Source organism: Salinicola halimionae (genome assembly GCF_003206065.1).
Taxonomy (GTDB): domain Bacteria; phylum Pseudomonadota; class Gammaproteobacteria; order Pseudomonadales; family Halomonadaceae; genus Salinicola; species Salinicola halimionae.
The window spans coordinates 515,320-533,240 of sequence record NZ_PZJQ01000002.1; the positions used below are offsets into that span (position 1 = coordinate 515,320).

Here is a 17,921-nt window from a genome sequence, read left to right on the forward strand (position 1 = left end):
TGTCTCCTCGTTCCGCGCCGTCAAACGGCGTCGGCCCCGCGTTCCCCGGTTCGGATCCGGATCACATCTTCGAGTGGCGTGACGAACAGCTTGCCGTCGCCGATCTTGCCGCTGTTGGCCGCGTTGCGGATCGAGTCCAGTACGCCATCGACACGTTCGTCATCGACAGCGACCTCGACCTTCACCTTCGGCAGGAAATCGACGACGTACTCCGCGCCGCGATAAAGCTCGGTATGGCCTTTCTGGCGACCAAACCCTTTCACTTCTGTGACGGTGATGCCCTGCACGCCGTTATCTGCCAGCGCTTCACGCACATCGTCGAGCTTGAAGGGTTTAATGATGGCGGTGATGAGTTTCATCCCTTTACCTCTCCCGTAATCGAGTCGGCTTGCGCCATTGGGTTACACGCAGGACACATGCCATTCGTCACCGAATTCATAAAAATCAATCGATTAGAAATACTATTTACCGTTCTTGCAAAAACGCTGGCGGTTAAGTCGCCCGTGAATGCACCAAGACAACGCATCCTGCTTTTGAAGCTGCACCTTTCGGGAGCGAACGGGTCCGGGCCGTCGGGCGCAGGCGTAATGGCAAGACTTTGCGTATGCTGAATGGCAAGTCATCAATGCATCAGGCCACCAAGGAGATAACGTCATGTCGGCACAGGATCGATTCGAGCGTCTGACCAAGCAACTGGGAGACAAACTCCATGGCGCTTCCCAGGCCCCGGGGGATATCCAGCGCAATGTTCAGGGCGTTCTGCGTGGGGCGATCGAGCGCATGGAGATCGTTTCACGCGAAGACTTCGATATCATGATGGAGGTGCTTCAGCGCACGCGTGAGCGTGTCGAAGCGTTGGAGGAGCAGGTCGCGGCACTGGAAAATACCCTGCAGAGTGAGCAGGCGGCTCAGCCCAAGGTGGAACCGGCAACGCCGCCCGCAGACGATGTGGATGCCAGTGCCCATGGCGCGAAGCCCTGATTTGACGACAGAGCCGACAGGCGGCATCAATTTACGGGGAGTCCTGAGCAGCGGTAGCTTTCCCAGCGGTGTGGGCGGTTACCAAGGGTTGCGAAATTGCGTAACAATATGTAGTTGTGTGTGCTGGAGGAGATGGCGTTTAGCCTCCCTTCCGGCCTGAGGCGACCGCCCAGGTGCCGACCTGGGAGACGACATGACCCTTGCCATCGTACGCGCTCGTGCCAGCCTCGGACTCGAGGCACCGGAAGTTCTGATCGAAGTGCACCTCAGCAACGGCCTGCCGGGACTGACGCTGGTCGGACTTCCGGATGCTGCGGTCAAGGAGAGCCGTGAGCGGGTGCGCAGCGCGCTCATTAACGCGGGTTTCGAATTTCCCTCGCGTCGAATTACGCTCAACCTGGCGCCCGCCGATCTTCCCAAGGATGGCGGGCGTTTCGATTTACCGATCGCGCTGGGCATTCTGATGGCGTCCGGTCAGGTGCCGGTGGAGGCCGCCGAGAAGCTCGAAATCGTCGGTGAACTGGCGCTGGATGGTTCGCTACGGCCGGTGACGGGTGTATTGCCCACGGCATTGGCGGCGCGCCGGGCCGGGCGGGGGCTGATCGTTCCCCTCGCCAATGCCGACGAGGCGGCGCTGGCCGACGGCGTGGAGGTGTTCGCGGCGGGGCATATCCTGCAAGTCGTAGGGCATCTGCTGGGTCGCGAGAAACTCCCCGCGCACCAATTTGGCGCGCCAGTTCAGGCGCGCGTGGCGCCACCCGACATGGCAGATGTCAAAGGTCAGCATCAAGCGCGCCGAGCGCTGGAAGTCGCTGCGGCGGGTGGACACAACCTGCTGCTGGCGGGACCACCCGGTACCGGCAAGACCATGTTGGCGAGCCGTCTGGCCGGTATCCTGCCGCCATTGACCCAGGACGAGTCGCTCGAAGTCGCGGCCGTGCGCTCGGTATGCGGATTGCCGATCCTGGAGCGCTGGGGGCAGCGACCTTTTCGCAATCCGCATCATACGTCGAGCAGTGTGGCGCTGGTGGGTGGGGGTTCGCGTCCGCGTCCTGGCGAGATATCGCTGGCGCACCAGGGAGTTCTGTTTCTGGACGAGTTGCCGGAGTTCGATCGTCACGTGCTGGAGGTGCTGAGGGAGCCGATGGAGTCGGCGCAGATTCTGATCTCCCGGGCCAATCATCAACGCCGCTTTCCGGCCCGCTTCCAGCTCGTCGCCGCCATGAACCCCTGCCCCTGCGGCCATCTCGGCGACCCGCGCAAGCGTTGTCACTGCAGCGCCGCACAGATCCAGCGCTACCAGTCACGGCTTTCCGGGCCGCTACTGGATCGTATCGATCTGCAGGTCGAGGTGCCGGCGCTACCCGCCACGCAACTGACCGATCAGACGCCGGGAGAGTCCTCCGCCAGCGTGCTGGAACGGGTGCTGGTCGCCCGCCAGCGACAACAGGCGAGAGGCTGGCTCAACGCTCGTCTGCCGGGGCCCGAGCTGGAGGCCGCGTGTGCGTTGTCGACAGACGAACGCCAGTGGTTCGCGAGCGTCCTGGATCGGCTCAATCTTTCGGCTCGCGCCTATCATCGCGTACTGCGAGTGGCGTTGACGCTGGCCGATCTTGGCGGCGAAACGCGGGTCGGCAAGGCGCAGCTGATGGAGGCGATCGGTTATCGTCAGCTGGACCGAATGCTGAACGCCAACGACCCCATGCGTGCATGACGCCTGACGCCAAAAAAGCCGATCAGCTTTCGATTTGCAGCGCCGCGGCCAGCGTGTCGAGACGCCCTGGCACCAGCGCGTCTTCGAGCGCGCTGATCCGCAGCACATGGCCTAGTGCCGGGTGCGCCGGGCGGTGAATGAGCGTGCCTTCCGCTAGCAGGTTTCGATGAATGGCGGCGGCCCGCTCGGCGTCATTCAGCCTCAGAGTGACGAAATTGGTGGCGCTGGGCAGCACATCGGCCCCGTGGTCTCGTAACCACTGACTCAACGCCTCGCGTCGACCGACCACTGCCGCCACGTGTTCGCGGGTTTCGTCGGGATGGGCGAGCACGGTTTCCGCGGCCGCCAAGGCCAATGACGATACGGCGTAGTGAATTCTCACCTTCGACAGCATGGCATGCGTTTCCGGCGTGGCGATGGCGTAACCCACACGCAGACCGGCGAGCCCGTGCGCCTTGGAGAAAGTGCGCAGTCGAATCACCCCGGGCCAGACGGCGTTGGCGGCCGGCGACCACGCATCGCCACGAAAATCGTGATAGGCCTCGTCGAGCACCAGCGTGCAGTCATCGGGCAGGTTTTCGTGCAGCGCCAGGACATCGGAATCGGTATGGAAATGGCCGCTGGGATTATCCGGATTGGCCAGGTAGACGACTCGGGCTCGCTCGCGGGTCGCCGCGGCCGCCAGCGCCTCGAGATCTGGCGCCAGATGATTTAGGCCGCTGGCGTACTCGACTTCGACCTGGCGACAGCCATGGCCGCGCACGAAATAACTCCAGGTCGGATAGGTGCCGGCGCTGGTGACGACCGTGTCGCCTGCCTCGCACAAGGCCCGCAGCGTCAGCGCCATCAGGCTGTCTGCGCCCGCGTCCACCAGCAGCGCTTCCATTGGCAGCCCTAGGCTCGCGGCCAGCCGTTGGCGGACTTGCCATGCTTCGGCATCGCCATAGGTGCGGGCGAATTCGGCGACCTCATTGCCGAATCGCGCTGTCAGCGCCTGGTGGGGCATATCCAGCCCCTCATTGGAGCCGATACGGTGGGGCAATGGATGTCCCAGGCGACGTTCCAGCGCCTGCAGACCGGGAAACGGGTTGTGGGAGCCGTCCTGATTGTGAAGGTGGCGAGCAAAGCGTGACATGGGCATCTCGGTCATGACGATTGGCGATAGCGGTTGCGTTTGAAGATAGCGATTGAGAAGGGCCTAGGGTAGCGTTCGAGGCCAGTGACCGATCGTTGGCGTCTTTACGGAGCCGATTCAGAATCGGTTGGCAGGGCGTCGAGATCCAGCGCGCCGCTGGCCTGCCACTGCCAGTGGGACTGTTCGTCTCCCGGCTGCGACAGATCGAACTGCAGGTGATAAGGCTGCAGGATACGATCGCTCAAGCGCAGCGGTGGAGCTTCGGCGCTGAGTCGAGCCTGGAGCAGCCACTGCTCGCTGGTGCTCCGCGGCGTCGACGCGGGGGCCCAATCGAGTACGTAAGGGGCATTTTCTTGACTCAGCAAGCCTCGCGCCAACGCTTCGTTGAGCGAATCGGGGGTAATCGGCAGCGTGGCGTCCACTTCCGCCGGACGTAACAGAATCGTCGCGGCCGACGCATTCTCGGCGCGCCAGGGTGACGCCTCGAGCAACCCGCGGGCCGCGCTGTCAGCCAACCCTCTCAGCGCTTCCCGGGCATCCGGTGCAGACTGGCCTAGACCGGCGCAGCCGCTCAACGCGGTGAGCAGCGAACCAACGAGTAGCACACGGGTGAGCCATGGTTTCATGGCTCTGGCACGGGGGCGGGAGGATGCGTCGCGGCGAAGCGCGTCAGAAAGTCGTCGAGCGCCTCGAACAGAACACGGCGGATCGGCTCCGCCTCGTTGACCAGATGATGACGGGCTTCCGGATGACGTACCACCTGAGCCCGAGGGAACTTGCGTCGCAGCGCCTTGAGATTCCAGCTCCAGTCCACGGTCAGATCCTGCTCCCCCTGCAGAATCAGCACGGGCAGCTCGCTGGGTGGTCGCTTCAGCAGTGTCGGCATCCAGCGGCGCATCGCGGTGACCCAAGTCAACGCCAGGTGATCGTCCTGCAGAGGGTCGTGAAGGCGCAGAAAATCGGCAAAATCGAGATTGGTGGTATTGGCGCGATACTTTCGGGGAATGGTATCCACGAACGGGCTGGCGATACGGTGTAGCCAGCGCGACTGGTTCCAGCCCCAGGGCCTGACCAGCGGCGCCAGCAGTACCAACCCCTGCCACGGCGCCTGCTCGCCGCGCGCCAGAGCATCGGTTGCGACGATCGAGGCGCCCGTGCTCTGGCCGATCGCCAGCCACGGCCCAGGGGCAAGATGTCGCTCGGCGATCTGCCGTTCGACGCTGTTGAAGCATCTCACGTAGTCGGTAAAGTCATCGATGGTCGCGCGGGCGCCGCTGGAAAGCCCATGGCCGGGCAGGTCCCACATCACTACCTGCCAGCCAAGCGCCAGCAGACGCTCCAGCAGGTGTCCGTAGAGACCCAGGTGATCGAAATAGCCATGCACCACGAATATCGTTCCCCGCGGCGTGGCTGGCGCCCACACCTGGGTCCACAGTTCGAAGGTTCTACCTTGCTCTCCCTCCGCTTGCAGAAAGCCGGCATGGAGTTGCAGATTGTCGTTGGCATCCAGCAGTGACGTCAGCCGGTAATGGTCGAGATAGCCAGCGAGTGGTGAATCGGTGGGGGTATCGATGTGCCGGACGGGGCCAATGGCTTTCAGTTGCGAAAAGTCGAGCATGCATGTGTCTCCTGATACGTCCATGCTACTCGTCGAGCGCGATCGAGACCATGACATGAAGCAGATGATGCCCATGGGTCGAGACGGGAGAACCGGCGAGGGTGACGAAGGTCGAAGAAGACAGCGCGCGTCTGGCTGACTATTATCTGGAAACGGCTATGTGGAAATATTTTCCATAAATGAATTTCGGCCACGGCGGCATTGCCATAAAGCACGTCGAAATGGCGGCGCGTAGCAATGAAGGCACTTGGAAATGATGGCCGGGAACGCGCCGGTGCCACTGCCGTGGCCTGATCGCTCATCGATCTGGAGACTGACATGACATCCGATAAGACAAAACGTAGCACGCATCATCGTCTGCAGGTAGCCACCGTGCTCGAGCGCTTCATCGTCGACGAAGCTTTACCGGGAACCGGTATCGAGGCCGAGGCGTTCTGGACCGGCCTCGATGCGTTGATTCATGACCTCGCGCCCCGCAATCGGGAACTGCTGGCCGAGCGCGATGAGCTTCAGCTCAAGCTCGATGAGTGGCATCAGGCCAACCCAGGCAAGATCGAGGATATGGCAGCCTATCGCGCCTTCCTCAAGAAGATCGGATATCTGGTCAATGCACCGACGACCGTGCAGGCCACCACGACCAATGTGGATGCCGAGATCGCCCGCCAAGCCGGGCCTCAGCTGGTCGTGCCGGTCAACAACGCCCGCTACGCGCTGAATGCTGCCAACGCCCGCTGGGGCAGTCTTTACGACGCCCTCTACGGCACCGACGTGATCAAGGAAGAAGACGGCGCCGAAAAGGGCAGCGGCTACAATCCCGAGCGCGGGGCCAAGGTGATCGCCTACGCTCGCAACGTGCTCGACATGGCTGCGCCGCTGGCTACCGGAACGCATCGGGATGCGATCGGCTACGCGATTCGCGATGGCCATCTGACGGTGAAGCTGGAAGGTGGGCGCGATACAGGGCTGAAGAATCCTGGCCAGTTCGTCGGCTTCCAGGGCGACGTCGCCTCGCCGGACGCCATTCTGCTCTCCAATCACGGTCTGCATCTGGAAATCCAGATCGATGCCGAGCATCCCATCGGCAAGACTGATCCGGCCCACGTCAAGGATCTGCTGGTCGAAGCGGCGATCACCACGATCATGGACTGCGAGGACTCGATCGCTGCCGTCGATGCCGAGGATAAGACGCTGGTCTATCGCAATTGGCTAGGCCTGATGAAGGGGGATCTCGAGGAGCATTTCGACAAGGGTGGCAAGACCGTGACCCGGCGCCTCAACCCGGATCGTGAATATACCCTGCCGGATGGCGCTGCGCTGACGCTGCCGGGGCGCTCGCTGATGTTTGTGCGTAACGTCGGTCACCTGATGACCACGCCGGCCATTCTCGACGGCGACGGCAATGAAATCCCCGAGGGTGTGCTGGATGCGGTGCTGACCTCGCTGATCGGCATCCACGACTTGAAGCGGGAGGCGGAAACCTCGCTGGGCAATTCGCGCGCCGGGTCGCTCTACATCGTCAAACCCAAGATGCATGGCCCGCAGGAAGTGGCGTTCGCCGACGAGCTGTTCGGGCGCGTCGAACAGCTGCTGGGGTTGCCGGCGGATACCCTCAAGATGGGGATCATGGACGAGGAGCGCCGAACCTCCGTCAACCTCAAGGCCTGCATCGAAGCGGCGTCCTCGCGCGTCGCCTTCATCAATACCGGCTTTCTCGACCGCACCGGCGACGAGATGCACACCGCCATGAACGCGGGGCCGATGTTGCGCAAGGGCGACATGAAGGGCAGCCAGTGGATTGCCGCCTACGAGCGCAGCAACGTGCAGATCGGGCTGGCCTGCGGGCTGCGCGGCCGCGCCCAGATCGGCAAGGGCATGTGGGCGATGCCGGACCTGATGGCCGCGATGCTCGATCAGAAAGTGGGCCATCCCAAGGCCGGGGCCAATACGGCCTGGGTGCCGTCACCGACCGCGGCGGTATTGCACGCGCTGCACTATCACCAGATCGATGTGGCCGCGATCCAGCGCGACCTAGAAGATCAGGGCGAAAGCGATCTGCTCGACGATCTGCTGACCGTGCCGGTCGATCCCAAGGCCGCGTGGGGCGCCGACGAGATTCAGCAGGAACTCGACAACAACTGCCAGGGCATCCTCGGTTACGTGGTGCGCTGGGTCGAGCACGGGGTCGGTTGCTCCAAGGTGCCGGATATCCACAATGTCGGGCTGATGGAAGACCGCGCCACGCTGCGAATCTCCAGCCAGCACATCGCCAACTGGCTGCATCACGGTATCGTCGATGAAGCCCAGGTACGCGAAACGCTGACGCGCATGGCCAAGGTGGTCGACGAGCAGAACGCCGGCGATTCCGGCTATACGCCGATGACCTCGCACCTGGAAGACTCCACCGCGTTTCAGGCCGCCTCGGATCTGATCTTCAAGGGCCGCGAGCAACCCTCCGGTTACACCGAACCGTTGCTGCACCACTGGCGCGCCGTGGACAAGGCGAAGCACTGAAAGCGATAACGGCAAGCAGCAGTAAGCAACAACCGTAAGCAATGGAAAACAGGAGCGCCGCTTTGTCCCCTCGACAGGCGGTGCTCAATCGCCTCTCTCTTCCTTCGCTCCTTCTCTTCTCTCTGTGACTCGGTGACCGCTTGCGCTATCTTGTCGGCGACGCTGTTTTTCCCGTCGATCATGCCCGCTCGCCGAACAGCCGCCCAGGGAGAGTCCAATGACCGTGATGACCGCCGCCGAAATCGAGGATTTCCTCGACGATGTCTTCCCCCAGCGCCAAGGCACCATTGAGGCCGTCGATCACATGCGGGCGACCATGAGTCTGGCGATCGAGGACGAACACCTGCGCCCCGGCGCCTGTGTCTCTGGCCCTTCGATGGTGAATCTTGCCGACGTCTGTCTCTTCGTCGCGGTGCTGGCCCAGATCGGGCCGGAAGCGATGGCGGTGACCAGCAGTTTCAACTGTCACTTTCTGCGTCGGGCCCGCGGCGACCGGGACCTGATCGCCAACGCCCGGATTCTCAAGCTCGGCCAGCGCCTCGCCGTCGGTGAAGTCCAGCTGTTTTCCACCGGCGACGATGAGCCCGTTGCCCTGGTGACGGCGACCTACGTGCTGCCGGATCGGGACGATTGAAGCCGCCACGCCGTTGGCTTTCGCCAGCGAGGCCGTGATCCAAGCGAGCTTCTGATCTACGCCGCGCCCGGGCGCTGACGCCAGGCACTCCATGCCAGTACCAGCCAGCCCGCCATCAGCAGCATGCCGCCAAAGGGCGTCACGATCCCCAGCACTCGCATTCCGCCGAGCACCAGCAGGTAGAGCGATCCGCTGAACAGGGCCATGCCCGCCAACCAGAGTCCGATGGCGAGTGTCTGCCCGCGCAGCGCGCACTGGCCTTGCCATGCGAGAACCGCCATCACCGCCAGCGTATGCCAGGCCTGATAGCGTACGGCGGTATGGAATACCTCGAGATCGCGCGGCGATAGCGTATCGGCGAGTGCGTGCGCGCCGAAAGCGCCCGCGGCCACGATAATGAATCCGCTCAGGGCGGCAGCGACCCAGGCCCACTTTTGGTGCATGTTGCGACTCCTAGATGGCGACTATGCTGTATGAAGCGTCAGCCGCAGAATTGACGCCCGCTAGTCTAGCGCGTAAAAAACCGCCTCGGCAGCCGCCTGCCAGCGTTTGCGACGTCATCGTTATCCATAAGGACCTCCGAAATGGAATTCATCAACACGCTTCACGACGCGATCTACGCGGTCATGACTCCGGTCAGTGATTTCGTCTGGACCTATATTCTGCTGTATCTGCTGCTGGGCGCCGGCGTTCTGTTTACCGTGCTCACGCGCTTCATGCAGTTCCGGCTGTTCGGGCATATGGCCCGCGTCACCTTCAACAGTCGGGGATCCGGCGAGGGTGTCAGCGGCTTCCAGGCCTTCGCGACGTCGCTGGCCGCAAGGGTCGGCACTGGTAACCTGGCAGGCGTGGCGATCGCGCTGTGGGTCGGTGGCCCCGGGGCGATCTTCTGGATGTGGATGACGGCGCTGGTCGGCTTCGCCACTTCGTTCATCGAATCGACCCTGGCCCAGACCTACAAGAAGCGCAACGAGGATGGCGTCTTCCGCGGCGGCCCGGCGTACTACATCGAGCGAGCGCTGGGACAGCGCTGGATGAGCGTGCTGTTTGCGATCTTTCTGCTGATCGCCTACGGCCTGGCCTTCAACGGTGCGCAGTCCAATACCATCGCTCAGGGCCTGTCCCAGGCGTTCTCGATTCCCAACTGGATGACCGGCGTCGCGTTGGTAATCATCACCGCGCTGGTGATCTACGGTGGGCTCAAGTCCGTTGCGCGCACCGCTGAAAAGATCGTGCCGATCATGGCCATCGGCTACTTCCTGGTGGCGCTGTATGTGCTGATCGTGAACATCAGTGAAGTGCCCGCGATGCTGGAGCTGATCATCAAGAGCGCCTTCGGCTACGGCCCGGCCGTCGGCGGTGCGGTGGGCTACACCATCAAGATCGCGATGGAGAATGGCATCAAGCGTGGCCTGTTCTCCAACGAGGCCGGCATGGGCTCGGCGCCCAATGCCGCCGCCCAGGCCAACGTCAAGCATCCGGCGGCACAGGGGCTGGTTCAGTCTTTCGGCGTGTTCATCGATACCCTAGTGATCTGTAGCTGCACCGCTGTCGTGATTTTGCTCTCCGGCGTCTACGAGCGTCTGATGAGCACCTCGCCGGGCCAGGATATCGTCGGCATTCAGCTGACACAGGACGCGATGGTCGATCACTTGGGCAGCTTCGGCGAAATCTTCATCGCGATCGCCATCTTCCTGTTTGCTTTCACGTCGATCATCGCCAATTTCTCCTACTCGCAGATCAATATCGAGTATCTGTTCAAGGGCCACAGTAAAACCGCCGTATCGGTACTGCGGGTCGCGGTGCTGGCGATGGTGATGATCGGTTCCGTGGCGCAACTGCAGTTCGTTTGGGACTTCGCCGATCTCGCCATGGGGCTGATGGCGACGACCAACCTCATCGCGATTCTGCTGCTGTGCCCGATTGCGCTGCGAGTGCTCAAGGATTACGAGCGCCAACGCAAGGATGGTATTCGTGAGCCGACATTCGACCCCAAGAAGGTGCTCAAGCGGCCCGAACAGACCGATTCGGACGTGTGGCCCGCGAAAGAGAGCGTTGACTGAGCGGGTGATGGACGCGTGCCGGAGTGTGAGGTCTCGATTCACACCCCGGCTCGCGATGCGTAAGTCAGATGCCCGATCTCGCCTTAAGCGCTACAATGCCGCGGTCTTTTTTCTACCGCGCCCGAACCCGCGCGAAAAGCACGCGTTTGCAAGCGCCACTTAGTGTTTACGCGCCCGCGCCGGTGCGAAAGGCGCTCGACTCGCCCCCGGGAGGCCGCGATGCTGATCCAACTCAACGGTGAACCCCGTCCTCTAGAGGGCGATTCCACGCTGACCAACCTGGTCGAATCGCTCGGCCTGACGGGGCGGCGTATTGCCATCGAAGTCAATGAAGAGATCGTGCCACGCAGCCAGCATGGGCAGATGCGCCTGAACGACGGCGACCGCGTGGAGATCGTTCACGCCATCGGCGGCGGTTGATCGCCGCCAGGTTCATGATCAGGAGTCATCCATGTCGCAGTTGATTCAGGACACCCCGTTGATCGTGGCCGGACGCCCTTTCGCGTCTCGGCTGCTGGTCGGTACCGGTAAGTATCGCGACTTCGACGAGACCGTGGCAGCCATCGAGGCGAGCGGCGCCGATGTTGTGACGTTCGCGGTGCGGCGGACCAACTTGGGCCAGAATCCGGACGAGCCCAATCTGCTCGATGCCATCCCTCCATCGCGCTATACGCTGTTGCCCAACACCGCCGGCTGCTATACCGCCAAGGACGCCGTGCGCACCTGCAAGCTCGCGCGCGAACTGCTCGACGGCCACAACCTGGTCAAGCTGGAGGTGCTGGGCGACGAGAAGACGCTCTATCCCAATGTCGTGGAAACCCTGGCGGCCGCGGAAACATTGGTCAACGACGGCTTCGACGTCATGGTCTATACCAGCGACGATCCCATCGTGGCCAAGGAGCTGGAAAAGCGGGGCTGCTGCGCGGTGATGCCGCTGGGCTCGCTGATCGGCTCCGGCAATGGCCTGCTCAACCCGGCTACGCTTGCGCTCATTCTCGAGCACGCCGAAGTGCCGGTGCTGGTCGACGCAGGTATCGGCACGGCCTCCGACGCGGCGCTGGCGATGGAGATGGGTTGTGATGGCGTGTTGATGAACTCTGCCATCGCGCACGCTCGGCATCCGGTGATGATGGCCAACGCCATGCGCAAGGCGATCGAAGCCGGTCGAGAAGCGTTTCTCGCCGAACGCATGCCGCGTCGCCAGAGTGCCAGCCCTTCTTCACCGTTTGCCGGGCGGATCAACGCCTGAGCCTCTCGATCGATGCCCCCTTTGGTCGACTTTAATAGGGCCGCCGACGATCGGCGGCCACTCCCATTTCCTTTGCCTGTTGACGCCTCCGCATGACTGACAAGACGACCCTCGATACCGAATCCGTCACTGATGCGCCCGTGCGCCGTGGCATCAAGAGTTACGTGCTACGTGCGGGACGCATGACGGCGGCGCAGGAGCGCGGCCTGAGGGATGTATGGCCAAAGTGGGGGCTGACGCTGGCCGATGGCCGTCAGGACCTCGAGCAACTGTTCGGTCGAAAGGCGCCCTGCGTGGTGGAAATCGGCTTCGGCATGGGCAAGTCGCTGGTCGAACAGGCGGAAAGCCATCCCGAGACCGACTTCATCGGGATCGAGGTTCACGCGCCCGGCGTGGGCAAGTTGCTGGACGAGGCGGACAAGCGCGGACTGACCAACCTGCGCGTCTACCGTGAAGACGCGCTGGCCGTGTTGGCGGACTGCCTGCCGGAAGCCGGCATCGACACGCTGCAGCTATTCTTTCCCGATCCCTGGCCCAAGAAGAAGCACCACAAGCGACGTATCGTGCAGTTGCCGTTCGTCGAACTGGTGCGTTCCCGCCTTGAGCCGGGCGGCAAGCTGCACATGGCGACCGACTGGCAGGCCTACGCCGAATTCATGGCGGAGGTGATGGCCAAGGCGCCGGGTTTCATCAACACCGCGCCGGCCGAAACCGCGCCCTTCGTCGAGCGCCCCCGCTTCCGCCCGCTGACCAAGTTCGAGCAGCGCGGCGAGCGCCTGGGTCATGGCGTCTGGGATCTCATCTACCGGCGCGATTGAGCCGGCTGGCCGAACGGGGTCAGTGCTGCGCCCAGCCAACGAGATGCCGGAAATGATGCTGGGCGATCAGCGTGATCGCGACACCCGATAGCGCCAGCCCCATGCCCCCCAGCTGCAGCGTTTCGATATTCTCGCCGAACATCCAGGCACTCCACAGCAAGGTGACTGGCGGCGTGAGGTAGATGGCGCTAGAGACAGCGCTGACGCCCACGCGACGCAGACAAACGGTGAAAAATCCGTAGCCGCCGAAGCTCGATAACGCGATTAACCAGGCCAGCGTCTGCCGGGTGATCAATTCGCTGCCCGGCCGCTCCAGTTGTCCGTCGCCGAAGGCCGCGACCAGAAAGACCAGGCTCGCCGCGCTGAGCTGTGCCGTCAGCGTGGCCGGCATGCCGAGCCCTGAGGGGCGTCGGGTGGCGAGCACACTGCCCAGGGTCACGCTGATCACCGACAGCAGCGGCAGCGCATAGGCCCAGCCGCTGGCGCTGCCGGTCCCTTGCCAATCTCCCGCCAAGCACAACGCCACGCCGCTCGCCGCAATTCCCAGGCCGAGCCAGGCAGCCATGGGTAGCTGCTCGCGGAGCCACAGCGTCGCGATCACTGCTGCCAGCACCGGCTGCTGCGCGGTGATCAGTGCCGTGGAGCCCGCGCTGACTCCCTGGCCGACGGCCAGCATCACGAACAGCAGATAGCCACCCATGGTGAGCGCGCCGACGCTCATTTCGCGCAGCCAGCCGCTCAGCGTCACCGCGCGATGACGGCTCAGCGACCACCATAGCGCGGCGATCAGCGTGGCGATGACAAAGCGCCAGGCAAACAGGTCCATCGCCGGCAGGGTGGCCTGGCTCGCCAGTCGGCTGCCGATGAATCCGGAGCTCCAGCAGATGATGAATCCTGTCATCAGCGCCATGTTCAGCGATAGATTTCGCATGCCAAGCCCTCCCGTCCGGTCAATGTGGCTTGAGTCTGCGCGCCACGGAGAGTTCAATGAATCGAATAAAAATCCATCAGGGTTCAATATGATTGAAGTCAGCCACACGCTGGACCTGGAGCTCCTGCGCACGTTTCAGGTCGTGGCGCAGACGGGGTCGCTGGCGGCGACGGCAGAGGTTCGACACCGCACGCTGAGCGCGATCAGCATGCAGATGAAGCGGCTGGAAACGGAGTTGGACGTGCGCCTGCTCGACCGGGGGCCTCGCGGGGTGTCGTTGACGTCGAGCGGAGACGTGCTGCTACGCGAAGCGCGGGAACTGTTGCGGGTTCACGACACCCTGGTCAGTCGTTTCAGCGGCGAACGGTTGAGCGGGCGCGTACGCCTGGGGATTCCCGAAGACTATGCCCGCGAGCTGCTCGATGACACGCTGCCGCAGTTCATGGCGCGCTATCCGGGCATTCTGCTGGATGTCACCACCGATACCAGCGGCCGTCTCGCCAGGGCGCTGCGCAAGCGTCAGTTGGACCTGGCGATCGTGCTCGATCATGCAACGGGGCTCGAGGGCGGGGAAACGCTGTGGCATCCCATGCCGGTATGGGCGGGGCCGGTTCAGGGTGCCATCCATCGGGAGGCGATCGTGCCGCTGGCGGTACATCCCGAGGAGTGCCCCTATCGGCAGCTGGCGACCGATGCCCTCGATCTGGCGCAACGTCCGTGGCGGGCGATTTTTACCAGCACCAGCATTCATGCCGTGGAGAAGGCGATCGAAACCGGCATGGCGATCGGCGTGCTCGACCGCGAACGAGTGACCACGGCGATGCGCTCGCTCGATGAAAGCGACGGCATGCCACTGATACGCCGCTGCATCGCCAGATTGCACTTCGCGCAGACGATCGATACCGCCTCGCAGCCGGCAGTCGAAGCATTGGCACAACTGCTGCGCGAGCGATTGCAGGGTCGCGGGCCCTGGCAGCGTGACGCGCTGAGCGGGCGCGATCCCGGACAGAAAACGCGGGCCTGAAACACGAGCCTGAAATACGAACATAAAAAAGCCGCCCTGGGCAGGGCGGCACTAAGGACCGTGACTAGCTTGATGAGGAGATAACCATGGCAGGAACCTGACATTCGCTGCTGTGGTCGGTGGCGTTTGGCGACGCCACGAGGTAAAGGTAATCATTCTCATTTGTGATTGCAAGCGTAACGAGAATCTTTTTTATTTGGGCTGGATGCCATGCCGAAATCGCCATTTATCAACTCACCCCGAAGCCGTGTAACAGTAGCGGTAGCGTCGCCATCGCCAGCAGCGTCTGCCCGGTAATCACGGCGGCCATCAGTTCCGCGTCGCCGCCCAGCTGGCGGGCCAGGATATACGCCGACGTGGCGGTAGGCAGCGCCGCGAACAGCAGGGCGATATCTCGATCGACACCGTGAAGGCCAACGATCCAGGCCAACGCCACTACGATCAATGGTGTGACGATCAACTTGAGTGCACTCGATAGCCAGAACGCCTTGCCGCTATGCCATAGCGCCTGGGGCCGCAACGCTACGCCCACGGCAACCAGCCCCAACGGTAGCGCCGCATTGCCAAGCAGCCCGACGGCTTCGAAGCTCCAGCCGGGTAGCCCGATGCCGCCCAAATTCAAGGCGATGCCCAGCAGGCAGGCGAGAATCAGCGGGTTTCTCAGTAGCGCCGTGGCACTCTGACGCAGACTGGCGCTACCCAGCGTGCCGGAGGCGATGAAGGCCAGCACGCAGAGAATGTTGGCGGTAGGCACCATCAGTGCGACGGCGACGGCAGCCACCGTGGTACCGTCAGCGCCGTGCAGAGCGGTGGCGCCGGCGACGCCGACATAGGTGTTGAAGCGCACCACGCCCTGAAAGGCGGAGGTGAAGACGGGAGGCGACAATCGTAGCCGATCCCTTGCCAGCCAGAGCCCCAGGCCCAGCAGCGTCATCGTGCCGAGTAGCGTCACCCCGAGGCGAACGACCGGCACCTGGCTGACGTCTGCGGTGGCGAGCGTGGCCACCAGCATCGCCGGGAATAGCAGGTAATAGATGAAACGCTCGAGTCGCGGCCAGAAATCCCCACCGGGAAAACGCGCCCAACCCAGCGCCGCGCCGAGTAGAATCAATAGAAATAGCGGGCCCAGGGCGTTCGCGATGTCGCTCATATGTCATCCTTGTCGAGCGCCTCGATGATGTGTAGCGCCGGTGCCGGCTAGTCTATCGACTAATGCTCAACGCTTGGAGTCTCTAAAAGTCCATGGCTGCCTATGAAGAGGAAACCGCCAGACCGCGGATGCTCAATCTGCTGATCGGGGTCACGTTGATGACGATCGTGATCGCGCTGTGGTATCTGCTCGACTATTACTACTTGCGGGAGTCGACCCGCGACGTGACCTGGTACCCGCCGGCGCAGGGCTGCGTGCTGCTGGAAGGCGGTTGCCATGCCAATCTGGGGATCGACTCGTCACTCGCGTTCGCACTCCAGCAGGCCCACGATGACGCGGGCTCGTTGACGTTCGAGGTTCGCGTTCATGGGCGCGAGCCGCAAGCGGTGACGGTTCAGTTCATCGGGCGCGACATGGCGGTGGAATCGCGGCGTCTCTGGCTTCAGGCCAAGGGCGATGGGTTGTTCATCGGCCGGGGTAATCTAGGGCTCTGCAGTGCTCACGTCGATGCCTGGCGAGCGCAGGTGGTGGTACTCAGCGATCACGGTCTGAGAGGGAGCTGGTTCGATTTCGATAGTCACGATCTGGGCTCGGCCCTGGCGGGGCGGGGCGACAAACGCTGCCTGTGAACGCCGACGCCGACCTCGATGGGTCGGCGTCGAATGTTGCGGTTTTAGACGGTAGCAGCGTTTAGCTGTCGTCGTTGTCGGTGTCGTCGTTGCCGCTGTCCTTGTCGGCATCATCGGGATTGATGGCCAGAAGCTCGACCTTGAACTGCAGCGCCTGGTTGGGACCGATCGGGCCGCCGGTGCCGGCCGGGCCGTAGGCCAGGTCGGAGGGCACGGTGATCATCCAGGTATCGCCGACGTGCATCATCTTCAGCGCTTCCTGCCAGCCGGGAATGACCTGATCGACCTTGAACGAAATCGGTTCGCCGCGCTTGTAGGAGCTGTCGAAGACGGTGCCATCCGGCAGGGTGCCTTCGTAGTTGACGCGAACGGTGTCGTCGCCTGAAGGCGACTCGCCGTCACCGGATTCGAGCGACTTGTACTGCAGGCCGGAATCGGTGGTCTTCACGCCGTCCTTCTTGGCGTTCTCGTTCAGGAAGGCTTCGCTCTTTTTACGATTTTCATCAGCGACTTTCTTCTGCTCGGCCTTCTGCTCGGCGACCTTCTGCTGCTGGTACTGGGTCAGCGTACTGCTGATGTCGTCCTGGCTCATCTGCAGGTCGTCATCGCCGTAGACGTCCTTGATCGCCGCGGCGAAGGCGTCGACATCGAGATCCTTGATGTCCTTGGACAGACCCTGACCGAGCGTGGCACCGATGCTGTAGCTGAGCTTCGCCTGGTCGCTGCCGAGGTCGACCTTATCCTGTGCGAAGGCCGTCAGTGGCAGGGTCATGATGCTGCCGAGGGCGACGGCGGTTACCAAACGTTTCATGCAAACTCCTTGGGTCACGAATGAAACCGATGCTGGCCAGATTGCAAAGAAGCCTCAAACATCGGGTGGATGGTCGTGATGTGACTCTAACAGGTGGGTTTTGGTTCCGCATCCGACGTATCGAGCATCCAGCGCATCAGTAACTCGCGTAACACGGGGTGAGCGCCAGCGGTCGCTTCTCGCAGTGTCTGACAGGTAGCCAGCGCCTGCTCGAGAGGGGAAACCGTCTCGACATCGATCGTGGGTAACGCCTCCAGACGCGCCAACATTTCACGCTCGGCTTGGAGCTCGGCCTGCTTGAGTGTTTGTCTTAGCGGCGCCAGTCGCGGCTGCAGCCGCACTTCGGCTTTCAGTCTGCGCCGACGCTCGCGCAGTGGCACGGTCATCTCTTGCTGCCAGGCTCTCGCGGTGGCCAGGGCGTCGTCTGCGCCAGGGGCAGGGCGACGGCGTTGCTCGCTCAGCCAGGCGATCCACAGAAGCTCGCAGATATCCCAGTCATGCTCGTCCTGCAAAATCAGACACAGCCTTTCGACCCCTTGGCGGGCGTAGCGGTCCAGTGCGTAGGACCACAGCGAGGGGAATGCAGCAAGAGTGGACATGGCATTCCATACCGGTGGCGGATGGCTGGTAGAATGAGCGCCCATTCGACGCGC

General features: G+C 62.9%; 19 protein-coding genes. 10 read left to right on the forward strand and 9 right to left on the reverse strand.

Going from position 1 to position 17,921, the window contains the following annotated elements; all coding sequences use genetic code 11:
- Nucleotides 1–20: 20 nt before the first annotated feature.
- A complete protein-coding gene (locus DOM27_RS02930) occupies nt 21–359 on the reverse strand; it encodes a P-II family nitrogen regulator (RefSeq protein ID WP_075560890.1) in 339 nt (112 codons plus the stop codon).
- A gap of 295 nt (nt 360–654) precedes the next feature.
- On the opposite strand from DOM27_RS02930, the gene DOM27_RS02935 reads away from it, so the two are divergent.
- Together DOM27_RS02935 and DOM27_RS02940 are read left to right on the forward strand one after the other, a co-directional pair.
- On the forward strand, nt 655–981 hold the full coding sequence (locus DOM27_RS02935; RefSeq protein ID WP_110654542.1) for an accessory factor UbiK family protein: 327 nt from the start codon (nt 655–657) through the stop codon (nt 979–981).
- A gap of 193 nt (nt 982–1,174) precedes the next feature.
- Nucleotides 1,175–2,695 (forward strand): YifB family Mg chelatase-like AAA ATPase, encoded by a 1,521-nt coding sequence (locus DOM27_RS02940; RefSeq protein WP_110654543.1) that lies wholly within the window; start codon nt 1,175–1,177, stop codon nt 2,693–2,695.
- A gap of 22 nt (nt 2,696–2,717) precedes the next feature.
- Here DOM27_RS02940 and DOM27_RS02945 read toward each other — a convergent pair whose 3' ends face one another.
- The 3 genes from DOM27_RS02945 to DOM27_RS02955 form a co-directional block, all read right to left on the reverse strand.
- Complete coding sequence (locus DOM27_RS02945) at nt 2,718–3,830, reverse strand: aminotransferase class I/II-fold pyridoxal phosphate-dependent enzyme (protein ID WP_110654544.1); 1,113 nt, start codon at nt 3,828–3,830, stop codon at nt 2,718–2,720.
- A gap of 104 nt (nt 3,831–3,934) precedes the next feature.
- Nucleotides 3,935–4,456 carry a hypothetical protein gene (locus DOM27_RS02950; RefSeq protein WP_110654545.1) on the reverse strand — a complete coding sequence of 174 codons (522 nt, stop codon included), beginning with the start codon at nt 4,454–4,456 and terminating at the stop codon, nt 3,935–3,937.
- Nucleotides 4,453–5,448, reverse strand: coding sequence for an alpha/beta hydrolase (locus DOM27_RS02955; RefSeq protein ID WP_110654546.1), 996 nt, complete (start codon nt 5,446–5,448; stop codon nt 4,453–4,455). Before DOM27_RS02955 ends, DOM27_RS02950 begins: the two co-directional genes overlap by 4 nt.
- 318 nt (nt 5,449–5,766) lie before the next feature.
- Between DOM27_RS02955 and DOM27_RS02960 the strand changes: the two genes are divergently transcribed.
- Both DOM27_RS02960 and DOM27_RS02965 read left to right on the forward strand, forming a co-directional pair.
- On the forward strand, nt 5,767–7,959 hold the full coding sequence (locus DOM27_RS02960; protein ID WP_110654547.1) for a malate synthase G: 2,193 nt from the start codon (nt 5,767–5,769) through the stop codon (nt 7,957–7,959).
- Nucleotides 7,960–8,176: 217 nt separating this feature from the next.
- Nucleotides 8,177–8,593: a PaaI family thioesterase gene (locus DOM27_RS02965; protein ID WP_110654548.1), complete on the forward strand. Its 417-nt coding sequence runs from the start codon at nt 8,177–8,179 to the stop codon at nt 8,591–8,593.
- A gap of 56 nt (nt 8,594–8,649) precedes the next feature.
- Here the strand turns inward: DOM27_RS02965 and DOM27_RS02970 are convergent, their stop codons facing one another.
- Entirely contained in the window at nt 8,650–9,036 is a 387-nt protein-coding gene (locus tag DOM27_RS02970; protein ID WP_110654549.1) for a DUF423 domain-containing protein, read from the reverse strand.
- Between the two features lie 141 nt (nt 9,037–9,177).
- Between DOM27_RS02970 and DOM27_RS02975 the strand changes: the two genes are divergently transcribed.
- The 4 genes from DOM27_RS02975 to trmB all read left to right on the forward strand — a co-directional run bounded on the left by DOM27_RS02975 (nt 9,178) and on the right by trmB (nt 12,723).
- Nucleotides 9,178–10,656, forward strand: a complete 1,479-nt coding sequence (locus tag DOM27_RS02975) for an alanine/glycine:cation symporter family protein (RefSeq protein ID WP_110654550.1) — start codon at nt 9,178–9,180, stop codon at nt 10,654–10,656.
- Nucleotides 10,657–10,875: 219 nt separating this feature from the next.
- On the forward strand, nt 10,876–11,076 hold the full coding sequence (gene thiS / locus DOM27_RS02980; RefSeq protein WP_110654551.1) for a sulfur carrier protein ThiS: 201 nt from the start codon (nt 10,876–10,878) through the stop codon (nt 11,074–11,076).
- A 31-nt stretch (nt 11,077–11,107) separates the two neighbouring features.
- Nucleotides 11,108–11,905, forward strand: a complete 798-nt coding sequence (locus tag DOM27_RS02985; protein WP_110654552.1) for a thiazole synthase — start codon at nt 11,108–11,110, stop codon at nt 11,903–11,905.
- Nucleotides 11,906–11,997: 92 nt separating this feature from the next.
- Nucleotides 11,998–12,723, forward strand: a complete 726-nt coding sequence (trmB, locus tag DOM27_RS02990; protein WP_110654553.1) for a tRNA (guanosine(46)-N7)-methyltransferase TrmB — start codon at nt 11,998–12,000, stop codon at nt 12,721–12,723.
- Nucleotides 12,724–12,742: 19 nt separating this feature from the next.
- Here the strand turns inward: trmB and DOM27_RS02995 are convergent, their stop codons facing one another.
- On the reverse strand, nt 12,743–13,654 hold the full coding sequence (locus tag DOM27_RS02995) for a DMT family transporter (protein WP_110654554.1): 912 nt from the start codon (nt 13,652–13,654) through the stop codon (nt 12,743–12,745).
- A gap of 88 nt (nt 13,655–13,742) precedes the next feature.
- On the opposite strand from DOM27_RS02995, the gene DOM27_RS03000 reads away from it, so the two are divergent.
- The gene (locus DOM27_RS03000; RefSeq protein WP_110654555.1) at nt 13,743–14,678 is read left to right on the forward strand and encodes a LysR family transcriptional regulator; all 936 of its coding nucleotides are present in this window, start codon (nt 13,743–13,745) and stop codon (nt 14,676–14,678) included.
- Nucleotides 14,679–14,907: 229 nt separating this feature from the next.
- On the opposite strand, the gene DOM27_RS03005 is transcribed toward DOM27_RS03000, so the two are convergent.
- On the reverse strand, nt 14,908–15,828 hold the full coding sequence (locus tag DOM27_RS03005) for an AEC family transporter (RefSeq protein WP_110654556.1): 921 nt from the start codon (nt 15,826–15,828) through the stop codon (nt 14,908–14,910).
- Between the two features lie 92 nt (nt 15,829–15,920).
- Between DOM27_RS03005 and DOM27_RS03010 the strand changes: the two genes are divergently transcribed.
- The gene (locus DOM27_RS03010) at nt 15,921–16,457 is read left to right on the forward strand and encodes a hypothetical protein (protein ID WP_110654557.1); all 537 of its coding nucleotides are present in this window, start codon (nt 15,921–15,923) and stop codon (nt 16,455–16,457) included.
- 61 nt (nt 16,458–16,518) lie between these two features.
- On the opposite strand, the gene bamJ is transcribed toward DOM27_RS03010, so the two are convergent.
- Nucleotides 16,519–17,268, reverse strand: coding sequence for a BamJ family beta-barrel-assembly machinery protein (gene bamJ / locus DOM27_RS03015; protein WP_110654558.1), 750 nt, complete (start codon nt 17,266–17,268; stop codon nt 16,519–16,521).
- A gap of 86 nt (nt 17,269–17,354) precedes the next feature.
- Nucleotides 17,355–17,867 (reverse strand): TIGR02444 family protein, encoded by a 513-nt coding sequence (locus DOM27_RS03020; protein WP_157956703.1) that lies wholly within the window; start codon nt 17,865–17,867, stop codon nt 17,355–17,357.
- Nucleotides 17,868–17,921 lie beyond the last annotated feature (54 nt).